We start from the raw sequence: 18,631 nt of genomic DNA, 5'->3' as shown, positions 1-18,631 counted from the left end.
AGGCACTTAAGATCGACTGTGGGAGCTGGCTTGCGCGCGATAGCGGCTCCCACAGGTGGAGGATGTGCAACCAGGGTTATTGTTGGGTCAGTTGGGTCCACAACGCTGGCGCACCCGCCGACTTGGCAATCGCCTCCAGCCGCGCCACATGCTCGGCCAGGTCCTGCTCACTGGCGCGAATGATGGTCGTGGGCTTGCGATCAGCCGGCAGGCGGCGGATTTCCGAAGGACGGTTACCCGAGCCTTCCGCCGAGCCACTGCCATCGGAGGCATTACCGGCCAGGGACAGGCTGGTCTGCCCGCCGGTCATGGTCAGGTAGACGTCGGCGAGAATCTCGGAGTCGAGCAAGGCGCCGTGGAGTTCACGGCCGGAGTTGTCGACGCCATAGCGCTTGCACAAGGCATCGAGGCTGTTGCGCTGGCCCGGGTGACGCTCACGGGCCATCATCAAGGTATCGAGGATGGTGCAGTGCTGCGAAATGTCTGCGCGATCAGTCTGCCCCATCAGGGCGAATTCGTTATTGATGAAGCCGACGTCGAACGCCGCGTTATGGATGATCAGCTGCGCGCCATTGATGAACTCGAAGAACTCATCGGCCACTTCGGCAAAACGCGGCTTGCCCTTGAGGAATTCGTCAGTGATACCGTGGACGCCGATTGCGCCTTCATCACTGTCGCGGTCCGGTTGCAGGTAGACGTGGAAGTGGCGACCAGTGAGGCGACGACCCATCAATTCGACACAGCCGATTTCAATGATCCGGTGGCCGTCGGTCACCGGCATGCCGGTGGTTTCGGTATCGAGTACAACAGATCGGATGGCCATCAGGGTTCAGCTCTCAACGGTGTGGTATGCAGTGTGGTGTGAATCAAGGCGCGCGATGTTAACACGTGAGTCGCGATCAGCTCTGCTTGTAGCCACGCACTTCGTCTACGCCTCGGTTGGCCAGCTGGTCGGCGCGCTCGTTGCCGGGGTGGCCGATGTGCCCGCGCACCCATTTCCAGGTAATGTCGTGGCGGTTGCATTGCTCATCGAGCAGTTGCCACAGGTCGGCATTTTTCACCGGTTCCTTGGCCGCCGTCTTCCAACCGCGCTTCTTCCAGTTGACCATCCACTCGTTGATGCCTTTCATCACGTATTGCGAATCGGTCACCAGCAGCACGTTGCAACGGCGCTTGAGTTCTTCCAGGCCGCGAATGGCGCCCATCAGCTCCATGCGGTTGTTAGTGGTGTTGGCTTCACCTCCCCACAACTCTTTCTCCACGCCCTTGCACACCAGCAACGCGCCCCAGCCGCCAGGGCCCGGGTTGCCCTTGCAGGCGCCATCGGTGAAGAGTTCTACGCTATCGGTCATCGGTTACTCGGTATTCATGCTAGAAAAGGGTTACGCATCGCTTTGCTTGCGGTTGACCTTGGCCATCGGGATCGGCACCAGCTTGCCCATCGGCTCGCGACGCACCTGCTGCACCGGCCGCAGCCCAACCACGATCTTGCGCGCCACCAGCAGATAGAAACCGCCACCCGACAACTGCCAGGCACCTGCGCGGCGCTCCCAACCGGCCAGGCGGCCTTGCCACTTGGTCGACGCAAGCGGCGGACGATAGCACCCGAAGCGGCGTTTCTCCAGCGCGAAGCCCAACAGGTTCAGCCAGTCGCCCACCCGTTGCGGCGAGATACAGCGCGCCTGGCGCAGGCCGTCGTGGGCGAACGCATGGCGCAAGCCCCAACTGCTCCAGGGGTTGATCCCCACAATCAACAAATGGCCACCGGGTCGTACGCTGCTCGCCGCTTCGCGCAGCAAGCCATGGGGCGACAGGCAGAAATCCAGGCCATGCTGCAACACCACCACGTCAGCGGCGTGCTCGCTCAACGGCCAGGCCTGTTCTTCGCAGACAATCTCCACCCCCGGCAACGGTGCCCCCAAGCGCACATTGCGCTGCACCTGGGGTGCAGAGGGCGGCGTTTCGGCCGAAGGGCCGTAATGCACCAGGTAGCCACCAAAGAACCGGCCCAACTCGTCCTCGAGCATGCGCCGCTCTTCGTCCAGCAGAAATTGCCCGATGGGACCGGACAGCCATTCACGGGCTGCGCTGATCAGGGCCAGCCACTCAGGATCAGCCTGGGCGAACGCTTTATCAGTCATTGCATTCTCCAACTCGCCTAGACGTTCTAAGATGCACCAATGTGTTCAGCTTGGCGAATCGAAGAATGATACAGATCAGTGCCCTGCCCGCCTTCACCGATAACTACATCTGGTTGTTACAGGACCCAAGCACCCAACGCTGCGCCGTGGTCGACCCCGGCGACGCGGCACCTGTGCTGGCCTGGCTCAAGCAGAACCCTGGCTGGCGCCTCAGCGATATCCTCATCACCCACCACCACCATGATCACGTCGGCGGTGTCGAACAGCTCAAAGGCGTGACCGACGCCAAGGTCTACGGCCCGGCCGGCGAGAAGATCCCGGCACGCGACGTGGCGTTGAACGACAACGACCGCATCACGGTGCTCGGCTGGGACTTCGACATTTATACGGTGCCCGGCCACACCCTGGGCCATATTGCCTTTTATCACCAGGGCGTCCTGTTTTGCGGCGACACCCTGTTCGCCGCCGGTTGCGGTCGCCTGTTCGAAGGCACGCCGGAACAGATGTACGCCTCCCTCGAACGGTTGGCCGCCCTGCCCGCCGACACCCTGGTGTACTGCACCCACGAGTACACCCAAAGTAACCTCACGTTCGCCCAGGCGGTGGAACCGGACAACGCCGATATCGCCGAACGGATGGAAAGCGTCCGCCAACTCCGGGCCCGTGGCGAGATCACGCTGCCTTCCAACCTGGCCTTGGAACGGCTGACCAACCCTTTTCTGCGCACCTCTGAAACATCCGTTAAACAAAAAGCGGACGAACGGAATGGCCGCGACAACCGCTCTGGGGCCGAGGTGTTTGCTAGCCTGAGGGCTTGGAAAGATAAGTTCTAAGCGGAAGCGATCTGATACGTATTTTCTGAATGGTTGACCGGAACCAAACGGGTTTCTAGAATCGCCCGACATTTTTGCCCGGAACTTACTTCCAGCCAATGTCGTCATCTATTCGTAAATCCAACCATTCAGACGCATTGACCCGCCTGGCTCAAGCTGTGGCGGTGGCTGTGTCCGCCACGCTGGCGGGCTGCCAATCAACCAATTTCACCGCACAATCCACCGTGCAACCCAAGCCTAACCTTAACGCCAAGATCAAGCAGAAGCCGGTCATCTGGCTTTCAGAGAAGCCCACTCCCGAAGCGCCCCAGGATGTCTGGGAACGCATGCGACGGGGCTTTCAATTACAGGAAGGCGTAGGCGTCAACCCGCGAATCGAGCAACAGCGATTGTGGTTCGCCAGCAACCCTTCCTTCCTGGAGAACGCCGGAGAACGCGGCAGCCTCTACATACACTACATCGTCGAACGCCTTGAAGAACGCAACATGCCCCTGGAGCTGGCGCTGCTGCCAGTGATAGAAAGCGCCTACAACCCGATGGCCTATTCGCGCAGCGATGCGGTCGGTTTGTGGCAGTTCATCCCCTCCACCGGGCGCTACTTCAACCTGCGCCAGACCCGCGCCTACGACGGCCGACGCGACATCACCGCCTCCACCACCGCTGCCCTCGACTACCTGACCCGCCTGCACGACATGTTCAACGGTGACTGGTTGCTGGCGCTCGCCGCCTATAACGCCGGCGAAGGCACGGTGAGCCGGGCGATCGAGCGCAACGAGAAGCTTGGCCTGCCGACCGACTACTGGAACCTGCCCCTGCCCCAGGAAACCAAGGACTACGTGCCCAAGTTCCTGGCGCTGTCCCAGGTGGTGCTGGCGCCCGAGGCCTATGGCGTCAACCTGAACCCGATTGCCAACACGCCGTATTTCGAAGTGGTTGAAGTCAAGCAAAGCATGGACCTGTCGCGGGTCGCCGCGCTGGCCGAGATCGACGAAGACGAGCTGTTCCAGCTCAACCCGGCGCTGAAACAACGCACCACCCTGGACGGTCCCCAGCATTTGCTGGTGCCAAGTTCCAAGGCACAGCTGCTCACCAGCACCCTTTCGACGATGAAGCCGGAAGAGTTACTGGCGATGCGCCCCAAAAAGCAGGTGTTCGACGAAGTCGAGACCGCGCGCGTTGCCGGGCGTACCCGCAGTTATAAAGTGCGCAGTGGCGACAACCTGACGCTGATCGCCAAGGCCAACAAGGTCGACGTGCATGACCTGCAGCGCTGGAACAAGCTCAACGGCCAGGCCCTCAAGGTCGGCCAGACCCTGGTGATGCAGGACACGCGCAAGCTCGTGGCCAAGGCTGACAGCAAGAAGCCGGTGCAATACAAGGTCAAGAAAGGCGACTCGCTGTACATCGTCGCCAAGCGCTTCAATGTCGAGATGCAACATCTCAAGCGCTGGAACCCGCGTACTGGCCAGGCGCTCAAGCCTGGGCAGATGCTGGTGGTTTCCGGGCCACGATAAGCCGGGTAAAAGCGAGCCTGCGTGGCAGCTGGCTTGCCTGCGATGCAAACGCCTCGGTGTATCAGTGATACCGAGCCGAGGCTATTGCAGGCAAGCCAGCGCCCCCATTTGATCGCCACCCCCTCCAATACCGCACCAGCCCTCGGCAGGGCCTTCCCAACGGCCTTTTTCCAACCGGAACAAGCTGTTACTGTACCGATCATAAAGCCCAAGCTGCCTGGATCGGATCCCTGACTTGAAGCATCCCCTCCTTCTACTAATAAGTCTGGCCTTGAGCTTTGCGGCGAACGCGACGATTACCGAGAGCCACGGTTATACGCAGTTCGGCAGGCTCAAGTACCCGGCCAAATTCACCCACTTCGATTGGGTAAACCCTGCAGCGCCGAAAGGCGGGACCTTGCGGGTCATGGCCTTTGGCACCTTCGATACCCTCAACCCCTACACGTTCAAGGGCTCCAGCCCGGTCTCCACCCCCAACTTCCTGCAATACGGCGTCAATGAGCTGAATGAGCCGTTGATGGTCGGCACGGGGCTCTACGCGCCCTCTGGCGATGAGCCTACCTCCAGTTATGGGCTGATCGCCCAATCGGTGGAATACAGCGAAGACCGCAGTTGGGTGGTATTCAACCTGCGCCCGGAAGCCCGTTTCCACGATGGCAAGCCGATCACCGCCTATGACGTGGCATTTTCCTATCGCACCCTGCTGACCGAAGGCCATCCGCAATACCGCACCAACCTGCAGGAAGTGGCGCGCGTGGATATCCTCAACCGTCACCGCATTCGCTTCGTGTTCAAGCGTGCCGGCAACCCGTTGCTGATCCTGCGCCTGGGCGAGCTGCCGGTGTTGCCCCAGCACTATTGGAAAAACCGCGACTTCAAGGCCACTACCTTCGAACCGCCCTTGGGCAGCGGGCCATACCGCATCACCAAGGTCAGTCCTGGTCGGCAACTGGTGTTCGAACGCGTCAAGGACTACTGGGGCAAGGACCTGCCGGTCAACCAGGGTTTCTACAACTACGACAAGGTCGAGGTGGAGTTCTACCGCGACAGCGATGTGGCCTTCGAAGCCTTCAAGGCCGGTGAATTTGATATCTATATCGAACACCAGGCCAAGAACTGGGCGAATGGCTACAACTTCCCGGCGGTGAACCGGGGTGAGGTGATCAAGGCGCAGATCGCCCACCAGATTCCTACCCAGAGCCAGGGCCTGTTCATGAACACGCGGCGGCCGACCTTCAGCCAGACCAAGGTACGCGAAGCCCTGGGGCTGATGTTCGACTTCGAATGGACCAACCGCACGCTGTTCAGCAGCGCCTACAAACGCACCTTGAGCTATTACCCCAACAGCGAATTCTCCGCGACCGGCGTTCCAACCGGCCATGAATGGCTGATGCTCTCGCCCTTTCGCGAGCAATTGCCGGCCAACCTGTTTACCCAACCCTTCAGCCTGCCCCAGACCGACGGGCGTGGCATTCCCCGCGAGACCATGCGCAATGCCCTGGCCTTGCTCGGCGAAGCGGGCTGGAAACTGTCGGGCCAACGGCTGCTCAACAAGGACGGCCAACCGCTGCGCTTCGAGATCCTGCTGGTCAACCCGAACCTGGAGCGCATCCTGCAACCCTACGTCGAAAACCTGATCAGCATTGGCATCGACGCGCGCCTGCGTACCGTCGACCGCGCCCAGTACAAGCAGCGCCTGGATCAGTTCGACTTCGACATGATCCTGATCACCCTCAACCAGACCTTGAGCCCGGGCCTTGAGCAGTGGCAGTACTTCCACTCCAGCCAGGCCGCGATCAAAGGCAGCAAGAACTACGCAGGCATCGCCAACCCGATTGTCGACCACCTGCTCGAACAACTGCTGGCAGCCAAGACCCGCGAGGAGCAACTGGCGGCCGGCCGTGCCCTGGACCGGGTGCTGCTGTGGCAGCACTACAGCATTCCCAATTGGTACCTCAACTATCATCGCCTGGCGTACCGCAACCGGTTCGCCTTTGTCACCACGCCGCCCTACAGCCTGGGCCTGAGTGCATGGTGGCTGAAAGCTTCGGAGAAAGCCCAATGATGTATTTGCGTACTGCCCTGCTCGGCAGCCTGCTGCTGTGCACCGTGGCCCAAGCCGCCCCGCAACATGCGCTGACGCTGTACAACGAACCGCCGAAATACCCCGCCGACTTCAAGCACTTCGACTACGTCAACCCGGATGCGCCCAAGGGCGGCACATTCCGCGAGTCGGCCATGGGCGGGTTCGACAGCCTCAACCCCTACATCAGCAAGGGCGTACCGGCCGACAACCTCGGCCTGATCTACGACACCCTGGCCATGCAAAGCCTGGATGAACCCATCACCGAATACGGCCTGGTCGCCGGCAAGATCGAAAAAGCCCCGGACAACAGCTGGGTGCGCTTCTACCTGCGCCCCGAAGCGCGCTTCCATGATGGTCACCCGATCCGCGCCGAAGACGTGGTGTTCACCTTCCAGGAACTGATCAAGGAAGGCTCGCCGATCTACCGCACCTATTACGCCGACGTCGACGAAGTGGTAGCCGAAGACCCGCTGAAGGTGCTGTTCAAGTTCAAGCGCACCAACAACCGCGAACTGCCGCTGATCCTTGGGCAACTGCCGGTATTGCCCAAGCATTGGTGGGCCACCCGCGACTTCGCCAAGGGCAACCTCGAAGTACCGCTGGGCAGCGGGCCGTACAAGGTCGCCGAGGTGAAGGCCGGGCGCATGATCCGCTACGAGCGGGTCAAGGATTATTGGGCCAAGGACCTGCCGGTCGCCAAGGGCTTCTACAACTTCGACAACCGCATTACCGACTATTACCGCGACAGCACCGTGTCACTGGAAGCCTTGAAGGCCGGGCAGTTCGACTACTGGCTGGAATTCAGCGCGAAGAACTGGGCCAATGCCTACAACATTCCCGCCGTGACCGAAGGCCGCCTGATCAAGGAAGAAATCCCCAACGGCAACCCGACCGGGATGCAGGGCTTCGTGTTCAACATGCGCAAACCGATGTTCCAGGACGTGCGCGTGCGCAAGGCCATCAGCCTGTTGCTGGATTTCGAGTGGAGCAACAAGCAACTGTTCAACGGCGCCTATACCCGCACCCGCAGTTACTTCGAAAACTCGGAGATGGCCGCCACCGGCCTGCCCGGCCCGGACGAGCTGAAGATCCTCGAGCCGCTGCGCGACAAGATCCCGCCCGAAGTCTTCACCCAGGCCTTCGAACCGGCCAAGACCGACGGCAGCGGCATGATCCGCACCCAGCAACGCGAAGCCTATCAACTGCTGCAGGAAGCCGGCTGGCGCATCGTCGATGACAAGATGGTCGACACCACCGGCAAGCCGGTGAAAATCGAGTTCCTGCTGGCCCAGACCGAGTTCGAACGCATCCTGCTGCCGTTCAAGCGCAACCTGGCCGACCTGGGCATTGACTTGGTGATCCGCCGGGTTGACGTCTCGCAATTCGTCAACCGCATTCGCTCGCGGGACTTCGACATGCTGGTGGGCAGCTTTCCGCAGTCGACCTCACCGGGTAACGAACAACGGGAATTCTGGAAGTCCTCCAGCGCCGACAAACCAGGCAGCCGCAATTACATGGGCCTCAAGGACCCGGCCATCGACCAACTGGTGGAAGAGCTGATCGACGCCGATTCGCGCAAAAGCCTGGTAGCGCATGCCAAGGCCTTGGACCGCGTATTGCAGTTCGGCTACTACGTGATCCCGAACTGGCACATCAAGACCTTCCGCGTGGCGTACTGGGACCACCTGGGCCACCCCAAAGTCCCGCCGCGCTACGATGTCGGCACCGCCACCTGGTGGGCCAAACCCGACGCCAAACCGGCAGTCTCACTCGACACCACCCAGACCGCCGACCCGGCGAGCGGAGGCGATTAAATGCTGGCCTATATCTTTCGCCGCCTGCTGCTGATCATTCCCACGCTGTTCGGGATCCTGCTGATCAACTTCGTCATCATCCAGGCCGCCCCCGGTGGCCCGGTGGAACAGATGATCGCCAAGCTCGAAGGCTTTGAAGGGGCCACCAGCCGCATTGCCGGCGGTGGTGCCGAAGTCTCGGTCGCCGGTTCCAGCAGCTACCGCGGCGCCCAGGGCCTGGACCCGGCGCTGATCAAGGAAATCGAGAAGATGTACGGCTTCGACAAATCGGCGCCGGAACGTTTGTGGATCATGGTCAAGAACTACGCCCAACTGGATTTTGGCGACAGCTTCTTCCGTGATGCCAAAGTCATCGACCTGATCAAGGAAAAGATGCCGGTGTCCATCTCCCTCGGGTTATGGAGCACGCTGATCATGTACCTGGTGTCGATCCCCCTGGGGATCGCCAAGGCCACGCGCCACGGCAGCCATTTCGACGTGTGGACCAGTTCGGCAATCATCGTCGGCTACGCGATCCCGGCGTTCCTGTTTGCGATCCTGCTGATCGTGGTGTTTGCCGGGGGCAGTTATTTCGACTGGTTCCCTTTGCGTGGGCTCACGTCGAACAACTTCGACGAGCTGAGCTGGGGCGGCAAGATCCTCGATTACTTCTGGCACCTGGCGCTGCCAATCACAGCGCTGGTGATCGGCAACTTCGCGACCATGACCCTGCTGACCAAAAACAGCTTTCTCGACGAGATCAACAAGCAATACGTGATCACGGCCAAAGCCAAGGGCCTGACCAACCACCGCGTGCTGTACGGCCATGTGTTCCGCAACGCGATGCTGTTGGTAATCGCCGGTTTCCCCTCGGCGTTCATCGGCATCTTCTTCACCGGCTCGTTGCTGGTGGAGGTGATCTTCTCCCTCGACGGCCTGGGGCTGATGAGCTTTGAAGCGGCGATCAACCGGGACTACCCGGTGGTGTTCGGCACGCTGTTTATCTTCACCCTGCTGGGGCTGATCGTGAAACTGATCGGCGACCTCACCTACACCCTGGTCGATCCGCGTATCGACTTTGCCAGCCGGGAGCATTGAGATGAACCTGTCCCCCCTCAATCGCCGCCGGTTCGAGCGGTTCAAGGCCAACAAGCGCGGCTGGTGGTCGCTGTGGCTGTTCCTGATCCTGTTCGTGCTGAGCCTGGGCGCCGAGCTGATCGCCAACGATAAGCCGCTGGCCGTGCACTACGACGGTGGCTGGTACTTCCCGGCGCTCAAGCGCTACCCGGAGACCACCTTTGGCGGTGAATTCCCGCTGGAGGCCAACTACAAGAGCCCGTATATCCAGGAACTGCTCAAGGCCAAGGATGCCTGGACCTTGTGGGCGCCGATCCCGTTCAGCTACCAAAGCATCAACTATGACCTCAAGGTGCCCGCCCCCGCGCCGCCCTCTTCAGTGAATTTGCTGGGTACCGATGACCAGGGCCGCGATGTGCTGGCGCGGGTGATCTACGGGTTTCGCGTGTCGGTGCTGTTTGCCCTCACCCTTACCGTGCTCAGCTCGATCATCGGCGTGATCGCCGGGGCCTTGCAGGGGTTCTACGGCGGCTGGGTCGACCTGGCCGGACAGCGCTTCCTGGAGATCTGGTCCGGCCTGCCGGTGTTGTACCTGTTGATCATCCTCGCCAGCTTCGTGCAGCCCAACTTCTGGTGGTTGCTGGGGATCATGCTGCTGTTTTCCTGGATGAGCCTGGTGGACGTGGTGCGTGCCGAGTTCCTGCGCGGGCGCAACCTGGAATACGTACGCGCCGCCCGGGCATTAGGCATGCAGAACGGCGCGATCATGTTCCGGCATATCCTGCCCAATGCGATGGTCTCGACCATGACCTTCATGCCGTTCATTCTCACCGGCGCCATCGGCACGCTCACCGCCCTGGACTTCCTCGGCTTTGGCCTGCCGGCCGGTTCGCCGTCGCTGGGGGAATTGGTGGCCCAAGGCAAATCCAACCTGCAAGCCCCGTGGCTGGGCATGAGTGCCTTTGCCGTGCTGGCGATCATGTTGAGTTTACTGGTGTTTATCGGCGAGTCCGCTCGCGATGCCTTCGACCCGAGGAAATGAGATGAATCAGGACAATCTGATCGAAGTCCGCGACCTCTCCGTCGAGTTCGTCACGGGCGACCATCACCATCGCGTGGTGAACAACGTCAGCTTCGATATCAAGCGCGGCGAAACCCTGGCCCTGGTCGGTGAAAGCGGCTCCGGCAAATCGGTGACCGCCCACTCGATCCTGCGCCTGCTGCCCTACCCCCTGGCGCGACACCCCTCCGGCACCATCAACTATGCCGGGCAGGACCTGCTGACGCTGAAAGAAAAAACCCTGCGCCACATTCGCGGCAACCGCATTGCGATGATCTTCCAGGAGCCGATGACCTCGCTCAACCCGCTGCACAACATCGAGAAGCAGATCAACGAAGTGCTGGGCCTGCACAAGGGGCTCACCGGCAAGGTGGCCACCCAGCGCACCCTGGAGTTGCTCGAACTGGTGGGCATTCCCGAGCCGCACAAGCGCCTCAAGGCCTTGCCCCATGAACTGTCCGGCGGCCAGCGCCAGCGAGTGATGATTGCCATGGCATTGGCCAATGAGCCGGAATTGCTGATCGCCGATGAGCCCACCACGGCGCTCGATGTGACGGTGCAGTTGAAGATCCTGGAATTGCTCAAGGAATTGCAGGCGCGCCTGGGCATGGCACTGCTGCTGATCAGCCACGACTTGAACCTGGTGCGACGCATCGCCCACCGCGTGTGTGTGATGCAAAAGGGTTGCATTGTCGAGCAAGCCGATTGCGAAACGCTGTTCCAGTCGCCCCAGCATCCGTACACCCAGGAGCTGTTGGCGGCGGAGCCCAGCGGCGGCCCGGCAACCAACGTGATCGGCCCGCCGTTGCTGGAAGTCGATGACCTGAAAGTGTGGTTCCCGATCAAGAAGGGCTTTTTGCGCAACACTGTCGATTACGTCAAGGCAGTGGACGGCATCAACTTCAGCCTGCCCCAGGGACAAACCCTGGGCATCGTCGGCGAAAGTGGCTCGGGCAAATCCACCTTGGGCCTGGCGATTTTGCGACTGATCGCCAGCAAGGGCGGGATTCGGTTTGAAGGCCAGCAACTGGATCGTCTCACCCAGCAGCAGGTACGCCCGTTGCGTCGGGAAATGCAGGTGGTGTTCCAGGATCCGTTCGGCAGCTTGAGCCCGCGGATGTGTGTCAGCGAGATCGTCGGTGAAGGGTTGCGTATCCACAAGATGGGCACGCCGGCCGAGCAAGAAGCGGCGATTATTGCGGCGCTCAAGGAAGTGGGGTTGGATCCGGAATCGCGGCACCGCTACCCGCATGAGTTTTCGGGTGGCCAGCGCCAGCGCATTGCCATTGCCCGGGCGCTGGTGCTTAAACCGCGCCTGATTTTGCTGGATGAGCCGACGTCCGCGCTGGATCGCACGGTGCAGCGGCAGGTGGTGGAGTTGTTGCGTAGTTTGCAGGCCAAGTACAACTTGACCTATCTGTTTATCAGCCATGACTTGGCGGTGGTCAAGGCGTTGAGCCATCAGTTGATGGTGGTGAAACATGGGCAGGTGGTGGAACAGGGGGATGCGGCGGGGATATTTGCTGCGCCACAGCATGGGTATACGCGACAGTTGCTGGAAGCGGCGTTTTTGGTGCCTGTTGTTGGCGGTTGACTGGGCACCTATTCGTTTCTGCCGTAACGTCGGGTCACTTTGGAAAAAGCCGGAATGCCGGCTCAGTCCAAAATAACCCAAGGGCTCTTGCCCCAACACTCGGCACCTCGCTTAGGCTCGGTGTGCCTGAACGCAGGCTTGAATCCGTGGGCCGCAGATTACTGTTCTGTGGGAGCTGGCTTGCCTGCGATGCAGACACCTCGGTACATCAGGCACACCCAGTAGATGCTATCGCAGGCAAGCCAGCTCCCACCTTTGACCGAGGTCGACGCTGAGTCACCGGTCGGCTCTAAGGCCGCCGCGCTTGTGATCTTGATCTTAGGCGCCCCGTTAAACTCGCTGGCCGGAATTCGACAGGGGTTTGGGGCAAGAGCCCTCTTGGTGACTTTTGGCTGGGCCGGCATTCCGGCTTTTTCCAAAGTGACCCGCCGTTACCGCAGAAACGGATATGCCCCCAATCAACCTACCAGCCATCCCGCCCACGGAACTTTGCCAGGAAATAACCGCCTGAATCCGGTACGCTCACCCTTTTTACTCAAGGAGTTACATACCATGGCCAAAGCCACCGCCCGTCATATCCTCGTGTCCACCGAAGACAAGTGCAACGAACTCAAAGCCCAAATCGAAGGCGGCGCTGATTTCGCAGAAGTCGCCAAAGCCAACTCCAGCTGCCCATCCAGCCGCCAAGGCGGTGACCTGGGTTCGTTCGGTCCAGGCCAGATGGTCAAGGAATTCGACACCGTCGTATTCAGCGCCCCGGTCAACACTGTGCAAGGCCCGGTAAAAACCCAGTTCGGCTACCACCTGCTGGAAGTCACCAGCCGCCAAGACTGATCCAGTCTGTGCTGATGCTATAAACAACGGCCCGCCTTTTGGTGGGCCGTTGTGCATGCGATGACTGGCGACGCTGATGCCGTTAGCGTACAAATCCCTTTTCTTTTTCATACGGCGTTCAAGGCTGACAATGCGATTGGCTTTTTCCTACATGCTGAGCTCGACCCTGGCCCTACTGCTGGCCAGCTCCGCCGTGATCGCGGCGCCCCAACCGTACCTGACGGTGTACGGCGAACCGGCCAAGTACCCCGCCGGCTTTACCCATTTCGACTACGCCAACCCCAATGCCCCAAAGGGCGGCAGCCTGCGCCGCTCGGCCATCGAGATCGGGCGCTTTGACCATGTGTTGCCCTATATCGACAAAGGCATCGGCGTTTCCCAGGTCGACGGCTGGCTCTATGCGCCCCTGGCCCAGCGTTCCCTGGACGAGCCCTACACGGTCTACGGCCTGGTCGCCGAGAAGATGGAACGCGCCGACGATGGCCTGTCGTTGCGGTTCTTCCTCAACCCCAAGGCACGCTTCGCCGATGGCAAGCCGATCACCGCCGAAGACGTGCGCTATAGCTTCGACCTGTTGATGACCCAAGGCAGCCTGCGCTTTCGCACCCTGTTCGCCGACGTCAAGCACGTCGAAGTCGAAAGCGATCGCCAGGTGCGCTTCGACTTCTCCAGCAATGAAAACCGCACGCTGCCCCTGGATATTGCCACCCTGCCGGTGTTCCCCGAGCATTGGTGGAAAACCCGCGACTTCGCCAACGGCGGCGGGTATGAAGCGCCACTGGGCAGCGGCCCGTACAAGGTCAGTAAGATCGACTCCGGCAGCACCATCACCTTTACCCGCGACCCGAACTGGTGGGGCAAGGACTTGCCGGTCAGCCGTGGCCTCTACAACTTCGATCACCTGAGCCTGGAATACTTCGGCGACACCGAAGTGGCCCGCCAGGTATTGCGCGGCGGCGCCTACGATTTCAACCGCGAATTTTCCGCCACTGGGTATTCCATCGGCTACAACGGCCCCGCCCTGGATGACGGTCGCTTGCAACGCGCGCACTTGGCCAAGGAGATGCCGCAACCGGCACAAGGCTATGTATTCAACGTGCAAAAACCGATGTTCAAGGATCGCCGCGTGCGTCAGGCCCTGGCGATGCTGTGGGACTTCGAATGGGCCAACCGGCAGATGATGCGAAACATGTACATCCGCCAGCAGAGCTTCTTCTCCAACAGCCCGCTGGCCGCCAGCCAGCCGCCGACCCAGGAAGAACTCGCGATTCTTGAACCGTTGCGCGGCCAAGTGCCGGACGAGGTGTTTACCCAAGTGTTCAAGGCGCCGGTCACCGACGGCAGCGGCATGATCCGCGACAAGCAGTTGCAAGCCCTGGCATTGCTGGAGGAAGCCGGCTGGAAACCCGAGGGTGACAAGCTGGTGAATGCCGAAGGCGAGCCGCTGGAATTTACGTTCCTCAATGCCCAGAGCGGCATGGAGCGCCTGTTGCTGCCGTACAAGCGCAACCTGGCGCAGATAGGCATCACCCTGAATATTCGCCGTATCGACTCCTCGCAGTATGTGAACCGCGTGATGGCGCGCGACTACGACATGATCGTCACCGGCTTCCCGGTCACCACGTCACCCGGCATGGAGCTGTACAACTACTTCGGCTCAGCCGCTGCCTTTGATCCCGGCGCCAACAACTACATGGTGCTCAAGGACCCGGCCGTCGACAGCCTGATCAAGGGGCTGGTCAAGGCCGACACCCAGGCGCAGATGCTCACCTACGCCCACGCGCTGGACCGGGTGCTGCAATGGAATTACCTGTGGATCCCCAATTACTACCCGCCCGGCACCTCGGCCGCGTGGTGGAACCGCTTCGGCCGCCCGGCCATCGAGGCCAAAAACGACGAAGCCCTGGAAACCTGGTGGGAAATCAGCCCCACGCCCCTGACGAACGAGCAAATGAACGCTGAGCTGAAAAAACGCGGAGGTGCGCGCTGATGTTTGCCTATATCGTGCGGCGCCTGCTGCTGATCATCCCGACGCTGGTGATCATCTTGCTGGTGAATTTCGTGATCGTGCAGGCCGCCCCCGGCGGCCCGGTGGAACAAGCCATCGCCCACCTGCAAGGGATTGGCGGCGGTGGCGTTGGCGGCTCATCCGGCGAGGGCATCAGCGGCGGTTCCCGCGCCAGCCGTGGCCTGGACCCGAAGCTGATTGCCGACATCGAAAAGCAGTACGGCTTCGACAAGCCCGCGCCGGAACGCCTGTGGCTGATGCTCAAGAGTTACGCCCAGCTGGACTTCGGCAACAGCTTCTTTCGTGGCAAGACGGTGATCGACCTGATCCTCGAAAAAATGCCGGTGACCATTTCCCTCGGCCTGTGGGCCACGCTGATCACCTACCTGGTGTCGATCCCCCTGGGGATTCGCAAGGCGGTGCGCCATGGCAGCAGCTTCGACGTATGGAGCAGCACCGCGATCGTCATCGGCTATGCCATGCCGGCGTTCCTGTTCGCGATGTTCCTGATCGTGGTCTTTGCCGGCGGCACGTCGCTGAACTGGTTCCCGGTACGCGGGCTGGTGTCGGAGAACTTCGACGAGTTGAGCACCGTGGGCAAGATCGCCGACTATTTCTGGCACTTGGTACTGCCGGTCACCTCGCTGGTCATCGGCGGCTTTGCCACGCTGACCATCCTGACCAAGAACTCGTTCCTCAATGAAATCACGCGCCAGTACGTGGTGACCGCGCGCGCCAAGGGTTTGAGCGAACGACGCGTGCTGTACGGGCATGTATTCCGCAATGCCATGTTGCTGGTGATCTCGGGCATTCCCCAGGCGTTCATCGCCGTATTCTTTGCCGGCTCCCTGCTGATCGAGGTGATCTTCTCCCTCGATGGCCTGGGCCGCATGAGCTACGAAGCAGCGGTGTCCCGCGATTATCCGGTGGTGTTCGGCTCGCTGTTTATCTTCACGCTGTTCGGCCTCCTGATAAAACTCATCGGTGACCTCTGCTACACCCTGGTGGACCCGCGTATCGACTTTGCCGCGAGGAACGCCTGATGCTTAACCTGTCTCCCGTGGCGCGTCGGCGTTTCGAGCGGTTCAAGAAGAATCGTCGTGGCTGGTGGTCGCTGTGGCTGTTTATCGGCCTGTTTATCCTGACCCTCGGCGGCGAGTTGATCGCCAATGACAAGCCCTTGGTGCTGAGCTTCAAGAACGAACTGTATTTCCCGGTGTTCAAGCGTTACACCGAGCAACAGTTCGGCGGCCAGTTGCCGTTCCAGGCCGACTACCGCAGTGACTATGTGCAAAAGCTGATCAAGCAGGACGGCGGCTGGATGCTGTTCCCGCCGATCCCGTTCAGCGACGACACGCCCAACTACGAACTGACCCGCCCTGCCCCCAGTCCGCCCTCGGCGGTCAACTGGCTGGGCACCGATGACCAATCGCGCGATGTGCTAGCGCGGGTGATCTTTGGCGCACGGGTGTCGATCCTGTTTGCCCTGGCACTGACGGCAATCAGCGCCGCCATCGGCATTGCCGCGGGTGCGTTGCAGGGCTATTACGGTGGCTGGGTGGACTTGATTGGCCAGCGCGTGCTTGAAGTGTGGTCCGGTCTGCCGGTGCTGTACCTGCTGATCATCCTGTCGGGCTTCGTGGAGCCGAATTTCTGGTGGTTGCTGGGGATCATGGCGCTGTTTTCCTGGCTGGCCCTGGTGGATGTGGTGCGCGCCGAGTTCCTGCGCGGGCGCAACCTGGAATACGTCAAGGCCGCACGGGCATTGGGCCTGGGCGACGGCAAGATCATTCGCCGGCATATCCTGCCCAACGCCATGACCGCCACCTTGAGCTACCTGCCGTTTATCCTGACCGGGGCGATTTCTACGCTAAGCGCCCTGGATTTCCTCGGCTTTGGCATGCCCGCAGGCAGCGCCTCGCTGGGTGAACTGATCGCCCAGGGCAAGCAGAACCTGCAAGCGCCATGGCTGGGCCTGACGGCGTTCTTCACACTGGCGCTGATCCTGTCGCTGCTGGTCTTTATCGGCGAGGCATTACGTGATGCCTTCGACCCACGCTCATGAGTGACCGCATATGAACCTGATCGAAATCCGCGACCTCAGTGTCGCCTTCAGCGGCCAGACGGTGGTGCGCAACCTGTGCCTGGACGTGCGCGCCGGCGAATGCCTGGCGCTGGTAGGCGAGTCAGGCTCGGGCAAGTCGGTGACGGCCCATTCGATCCTGCAATTGCTCCCGCAGGCCGGTACCGAAACCACCGGTTCCATCACGTACCGCGGCCAGGAATTGGTGGGGGCTTCGGCCGCCACCTTGCAAAAGCTGCGCGGCAACCGCATTGCAATGATCTTCCAGGAGCCGATGACCTCCCTCAACCCGTTGCACAGCATCGAAAAGCAGATCGGTGAAACCCTGCTGCTGCACAAGGGCATGGGCGGCAAGGCGGCGCAGGCGCGCATCCTCGAATTGCTCGAGCTGGTGGGCATCCAGAAACCCCAGGAGCGACTCAAGGCCTATCCCCATCAGCTGTCCGGTGGCCAGCGCCAACGCGTGATGATCGCCATGGCCCTGGCGTGCGAGCCGGAACTGCTGATCGCTGACGAACCCACTACCGCGCTGGACGTGACGGTGCAGCGCAAGATCCTGCTGCTGCTCAAGTCCCTGCAGGAACGCCTGGGCATGTCGTTGCTGCTGATCAGCCACGACCTTAACCTGGTGCGCAGCATTGCCCAGCGCGTGTGCGTGATGCGGGCCGGCGAGATTGTCGAGCAGGCCGACTGCCAGACCCTGTTCAATGCGCCGCAGCACCCGTACAGCCGCCTGCTGCTGGATGCGGAGCCGGATGCTGAGGCGCTGTGCAGCGATGTGCGCGAAACGGTACTGCAGGTGGACGACCTCACCGTGCAATTCCCCCTCAGCGGCGGGCTGTTTCGACGCAAGACCTACCTGCGGGCGGTAGATGGCATCAGCCTCAGCGTGCAACGCGGCAAGACCCTGGGAATTGTTGGCGAGTCCGGTTCCGGCAAGTCCACGTTGGGCCAGGCGATCCTGCGGCTGCTGGATTCCACCGGCAGTATCCGCTTCCAGGGGGAAGCCCTCGACCCGCTGAACCCTCAGCAAATGCGCCCGTGGCGCAAGCAGATGCAGGTGGTGTTCCAGGACCCTTACGGCAGCCTCAGCCCGCGCATGACCGTAGAGCAGATCATCAGCGAAGGCCTGGAGGTGCACGCACCGTGCAGCCTGGCCGACCGCGATGCGCAAGTGATCCAGGTGCTCAAGGACGTAGGCCTCGACCCCGCCAGTCGCCACCGCTACCCCCACGAGTTTTCCGGTGGGCAGCGCCAGCGCATCGCCATCGCCCGCGCCCTGGTGCTCAAGCCGGCACTGATGCTGCTCGACGAACCCACCTCGGCCCTCGACCGCACCGTGCAGAAACAAGTGGTGGCGTTGCTGCGTGAACTGCAAGACAAATACGGCCTGACCTACTTGTTTATCAGCCATGACCTGGCCGTGGTACGCGCCATGGCCCATGACATGATCGTGATCAAGGACGGCAAGGTGGTGGAGCGCGGCGCGAGCCATGAGGTGTTCGATGCACCGCAACATCCGTACACCAAAGAGCTGCTGGCAGCGGCGCACATCCCCTTGTAAACACGCCCGCTCCCACCAGGGTCGCGAATCCATGTCCAATTTGT

The 18,631-nt window shown here is 61.2% G+C and carries 15 protein-coding genes; 12 read left to right on the top strand and 3 right to left on the bottom strand.

Annotated features, from left to right (window positions below; genetic code table 11):
* Positions 1-76: 76 nt before the first annotated feature.
* The 3 genes from dnaQ to CQ002_RS19165 all read right to left on the bottom strand — a co-directional run bounded on the left by dnaQ (position 77) and on the right by CQ002_RS19165 (position 2,141).
* Complete coding sequence (dnaQ, locus tag CQ002_RS19175; RefSeq protein ID WP_164403584.1) at positions 77-817, bottom strand: DNA polymerase III subunit epsilon; 741 nt, start codon at positions 815-817, stop codon at positions 77-79.
* A gap of 82 nt (positions 818-899) precedes the next feature.
* Positions 900-1,352: a ribonuclease HI gene (rnhA, locus tag CQ002_RS19170; RefSeq protein WP_003173571.1), complete on the bottom strand. Its 453-nt coding sequence runs from the start codon at positions 1,350-1,352 to the stop codon at positions 900-902.
* A gap of 30 nt (positions 1,353-1,382) precedes the next feature.
* On the bottom strand, positions 1,383-2,141 hold the full coding sequence (locus CQ002_RS19165) for a class I SAM-dependent methyltransferase (protein WP_034104534.1): 759 nt from the start codon (positions 2,139-2,141) through the stop codon (positions 1,383-1,385).
* 65 nt (positions 2,142-2,206) lie between these two features.
* On the opposite strand from CQ002_RS19165, the gene gloB reads away from it, so the two are divergent.
* From gloB to CQ002_RS19100, 12 genes are all read left to right on the top strand, one after another.
* Positions 2,207-2,974: a hydroxyacylglutathione hydrolase gene (gloB, locus tag CQ002_RS19160; protein ID WP_034104532.1), complete on the top strand. Its 768-nt coding sequence runs from the start codon at positions 2,207-2,209 to the stop codon at positions 2,972-2,974.
* A 98-nt stretch (positions 2,975-3,072) separates the two neighbouring features.
* On the top strand, positions 3,073-4,488 hold the full coding sequence (locus tag CQ002_RS19155) for a lytic transglycosylase domain-containing protein (protein WP_034104530.1): 1,416 nt from the start codon (positions 3,073-3,075) through the stop codon (positions 4,486-4,488).
* A 235-nt stretch (positions 4,489-4,723) separates the two neighbouring features.
* Positions 4,724-6,553: an extracellular solute-binding protein gene (locus CQ002_RS19145; RefSeq protein ID WP_069023439.1), complete on the top strand. Its 1,830-nt coding sequence runs from the start codon at positions 4,724-4,726 to the stop codon at positions 6,551-6,553.
* Entirely contained in the window at positions 6,550-8,388 is a 1,839-nt protein-coding gene (locus tag CQ002_RS19140) for an extracellular solute-binding protein (RefSeq protein ID WP_034104526.1), read from the top strand. The genes CQ002_RS19145 and CQ002_RS19140 overlap by 4 nt, the downstream gene beginning before the upstream one ends.
* Complete coding sequence (locus CQ002_RS19135; RefSeq protein ID WP_034104524.1) at positions 8,389-9,465, top strand: microcin C ABC transporter permease YejB; 1,077 nt, start codon at positions 8,389-8,391, stop codon at positions 9,463-9,465.
* Position 9,466: 1 nt separating this feature from the next.
* Positions 9,467-10,486 carry an ABC transporter permease gene (locus tag CQ002_RS19130; RefSeq protein WP_012723835.1) on the top strand — a complete coding sequence of 340 codons (1,020 nt, stop codon included), beginning with the start codon at positions 9,467-9,469 and terminating at the stop codon, positions 10,484-10,486.
* A gap of 1 nt (position 10,487) precedes the next feature.
* Positions 10,488-12,098 carry an ABC transporter ATP-binding protein gene (locus CQ002_RS19125; RefSeq protein WP_034104521.1) on the top strand — a complete coding sequence of 537 codons (1,611 nt, stop codon included), beginning with the start codon at positions 10,488-10,490 and terminating at the stop codon, positions 12,096-12,098.
* Positions 12,099-12,650: 552 nt separating this feature from the next.
* A complete protein-coding gene (locus CQ002_RS19120) occupies positions 12,651-12,932 on the top strand; it encodes a peptidylprolyl isomerase (RefSeq protein ID WP_003174386.1) in 282 nt (93 codons plus the stop codon).
* 130 nt (positions 12,933-13,062) lie between these two features.
* Positions 13,063-14,922, top strand: a complete 1,860-nt coding sequence (locus CQ002_RS19115) for an extracellular solute-binding protein (RefSeq protein WP_105162062.1) — start codon at positions 13,063-13,065, stop codon at positions 14,920-14,922.
* Positions 14,922-15,983 carry a microcin C ABC transporter permease YejB gene (locus CQ002_RS19110; RefSeq protein WP_034104519.1) on the top strand — a complete coding sequence of 354 codons (1,062 nt, stop codon included), beginning with the start codon at positions 14,922-14,924 and terminating at the stop codon, positions 15,981-15,983. Before CQ002_RS19115 ends, CQ002_RS19110 begins: the two co-directional genes overlap by 1 nt.
* Positions 15,983-17,005, top strand: a complete 1,023-nt coding sequence (locus tag CQ002_RS19105; RefSeq protein ID WP_034104518.1) for an ABC transporter permease — start codon at positions 15,983-15,985, stop codon at positions 17,003-17,005. The genes CQ002_RS19110 and CQ002_RS19105 overlap by 1 nt, the downstream gene beginning before the upstream one ends.
* Positions 17,006-17,015: 10 nt before the next feature.
* The gene (locus tag CQ002_RS19100; protein ID WP_105162061.1) at positions 17,016-18,587 is read left to right on the top strand and encodes an ABC transporter ATP-binding protein; all 1,572 of its coding nucleotides are present in this window, start codon (positions 17,016-17,018) and stop codon (positions 18,585-18,587) included.
* Positions 18,588-18,631 lie beyond the last annotated feature (44 nt).

Origin of the sequence: Pseudomonas sp. MYb13 (assembly GCF_002980075.1) — a bacterium.
Lineage (GTDB): Bacteria > Pseudomonadota > Gammaproteobacteria > Pseudomonadales > Pseudomonadaceae > Aquipseudomonas > Aquipseudomonas lurida.
The sequence above is the reverse complement of the archived record's forward strand: the minus strand, read 5'-3'. Positions and strand labels throughout refer to the sequence as shown.

What these genes read in the sequence shown, in the direction of transcription:
- CQ002_RS19140 (WP_034104526.1), top strand. Translation starts at nt 6,550, where the DNA reads ATGATGTATTTGCGTACTGCCCTGCTCGGCAGCCTGCTGCTGTGCACC.
- CQ002_RS19135 (WP_034104524.1), top strand. Translation starts at nt 8,389, where the DNA reads ATGCTGGCCTATATCTTTCGCCGCCTGCTGCTGATCATTCCCACGCTG.
- CQ002_RS19100 (WP_105162061.1), top strand. Translation starts at nt 17,016, where the DNA reads ATGAACCTGATCGAAATCCGCGACCTCAGTGTCGCCTTCAGCGGCCAG.
- CQ002_RS19165 (WP_034104534.1), bottom strand. Translation starts at nt 2,141, where the DNA reads ATGACTGATAAAGCGTTCGCCCAGGCTGATCCTGAGTGGCTGGCCCTG.
- CQ002_RS19115 (WP_105162062.1), top strand. Translation starts at nt 13,063, where the DNA reads ATGCGATTGGCTTTTTCCTACATGCTGAGCTCGACCCTGGCCCTACTG.
- CQ002_RS19120 (WP_003174386.1), top strand. Translation starts at nt 12,651, where the DNA reads ATGGCCAAAGCCACCGCCCGTCATATCCTCGTGTCCACCGAAGACAAG.
- gloB (WP_034104532.1), top strand. Translation starts at nt 2,207, where the DNA reads ATGATACAGATCAGTGCCCTGCCCGCCTTCACCGATAACTACATCTGG.
- CQ002_RS19155 (WP_034104530.1), top strand. Translation starts at nt 3,073, where the DNA reads ATGTCGTCATCTATTCGTAAATCCAACCATTCAGACGCATTGACCCGC.
- CQ002_RS19110 (WP_034104519.1), top strand. Translation starts at nt 14,922, where the DNA reads ATGTTTGCCTATATCGTGCGGCGCCTGCTGCTGATCATCCCGACGCTG.
- rnhA (WP_003173571.1), bottom strand. Translation starts at nt 1,352, where the DNA reads ATGACCGATAGCGTAGAACTCTTCACCGATGGCGCCTGCAAGGGCAAC.
- CQ002_RS19105 (WP_034104518.1), top strand. Translation starts at nt 15,983, where the DNA reads ATGCTTAACCTGTCTCCCGTGGCGCGTCGGCGTTTCGAGCGGTTCAAG.
- CQ002_RS19130 (WP_012723835.1), top strand. Translation starts at nt 9,467, where the DNA reads ATGAACCTGTCCCCCCTCAATCGCCGCCGGTTCGAGCGGTTCAAGGCC.
- CQ002_RS19125 (WP_034104521.1), top strand. Translation starts at nt 10,488, where the DNA reads ATGAATCAGGACAATCTGATCGAAGTCCGCGACCTCTCCGTCGAGTTC.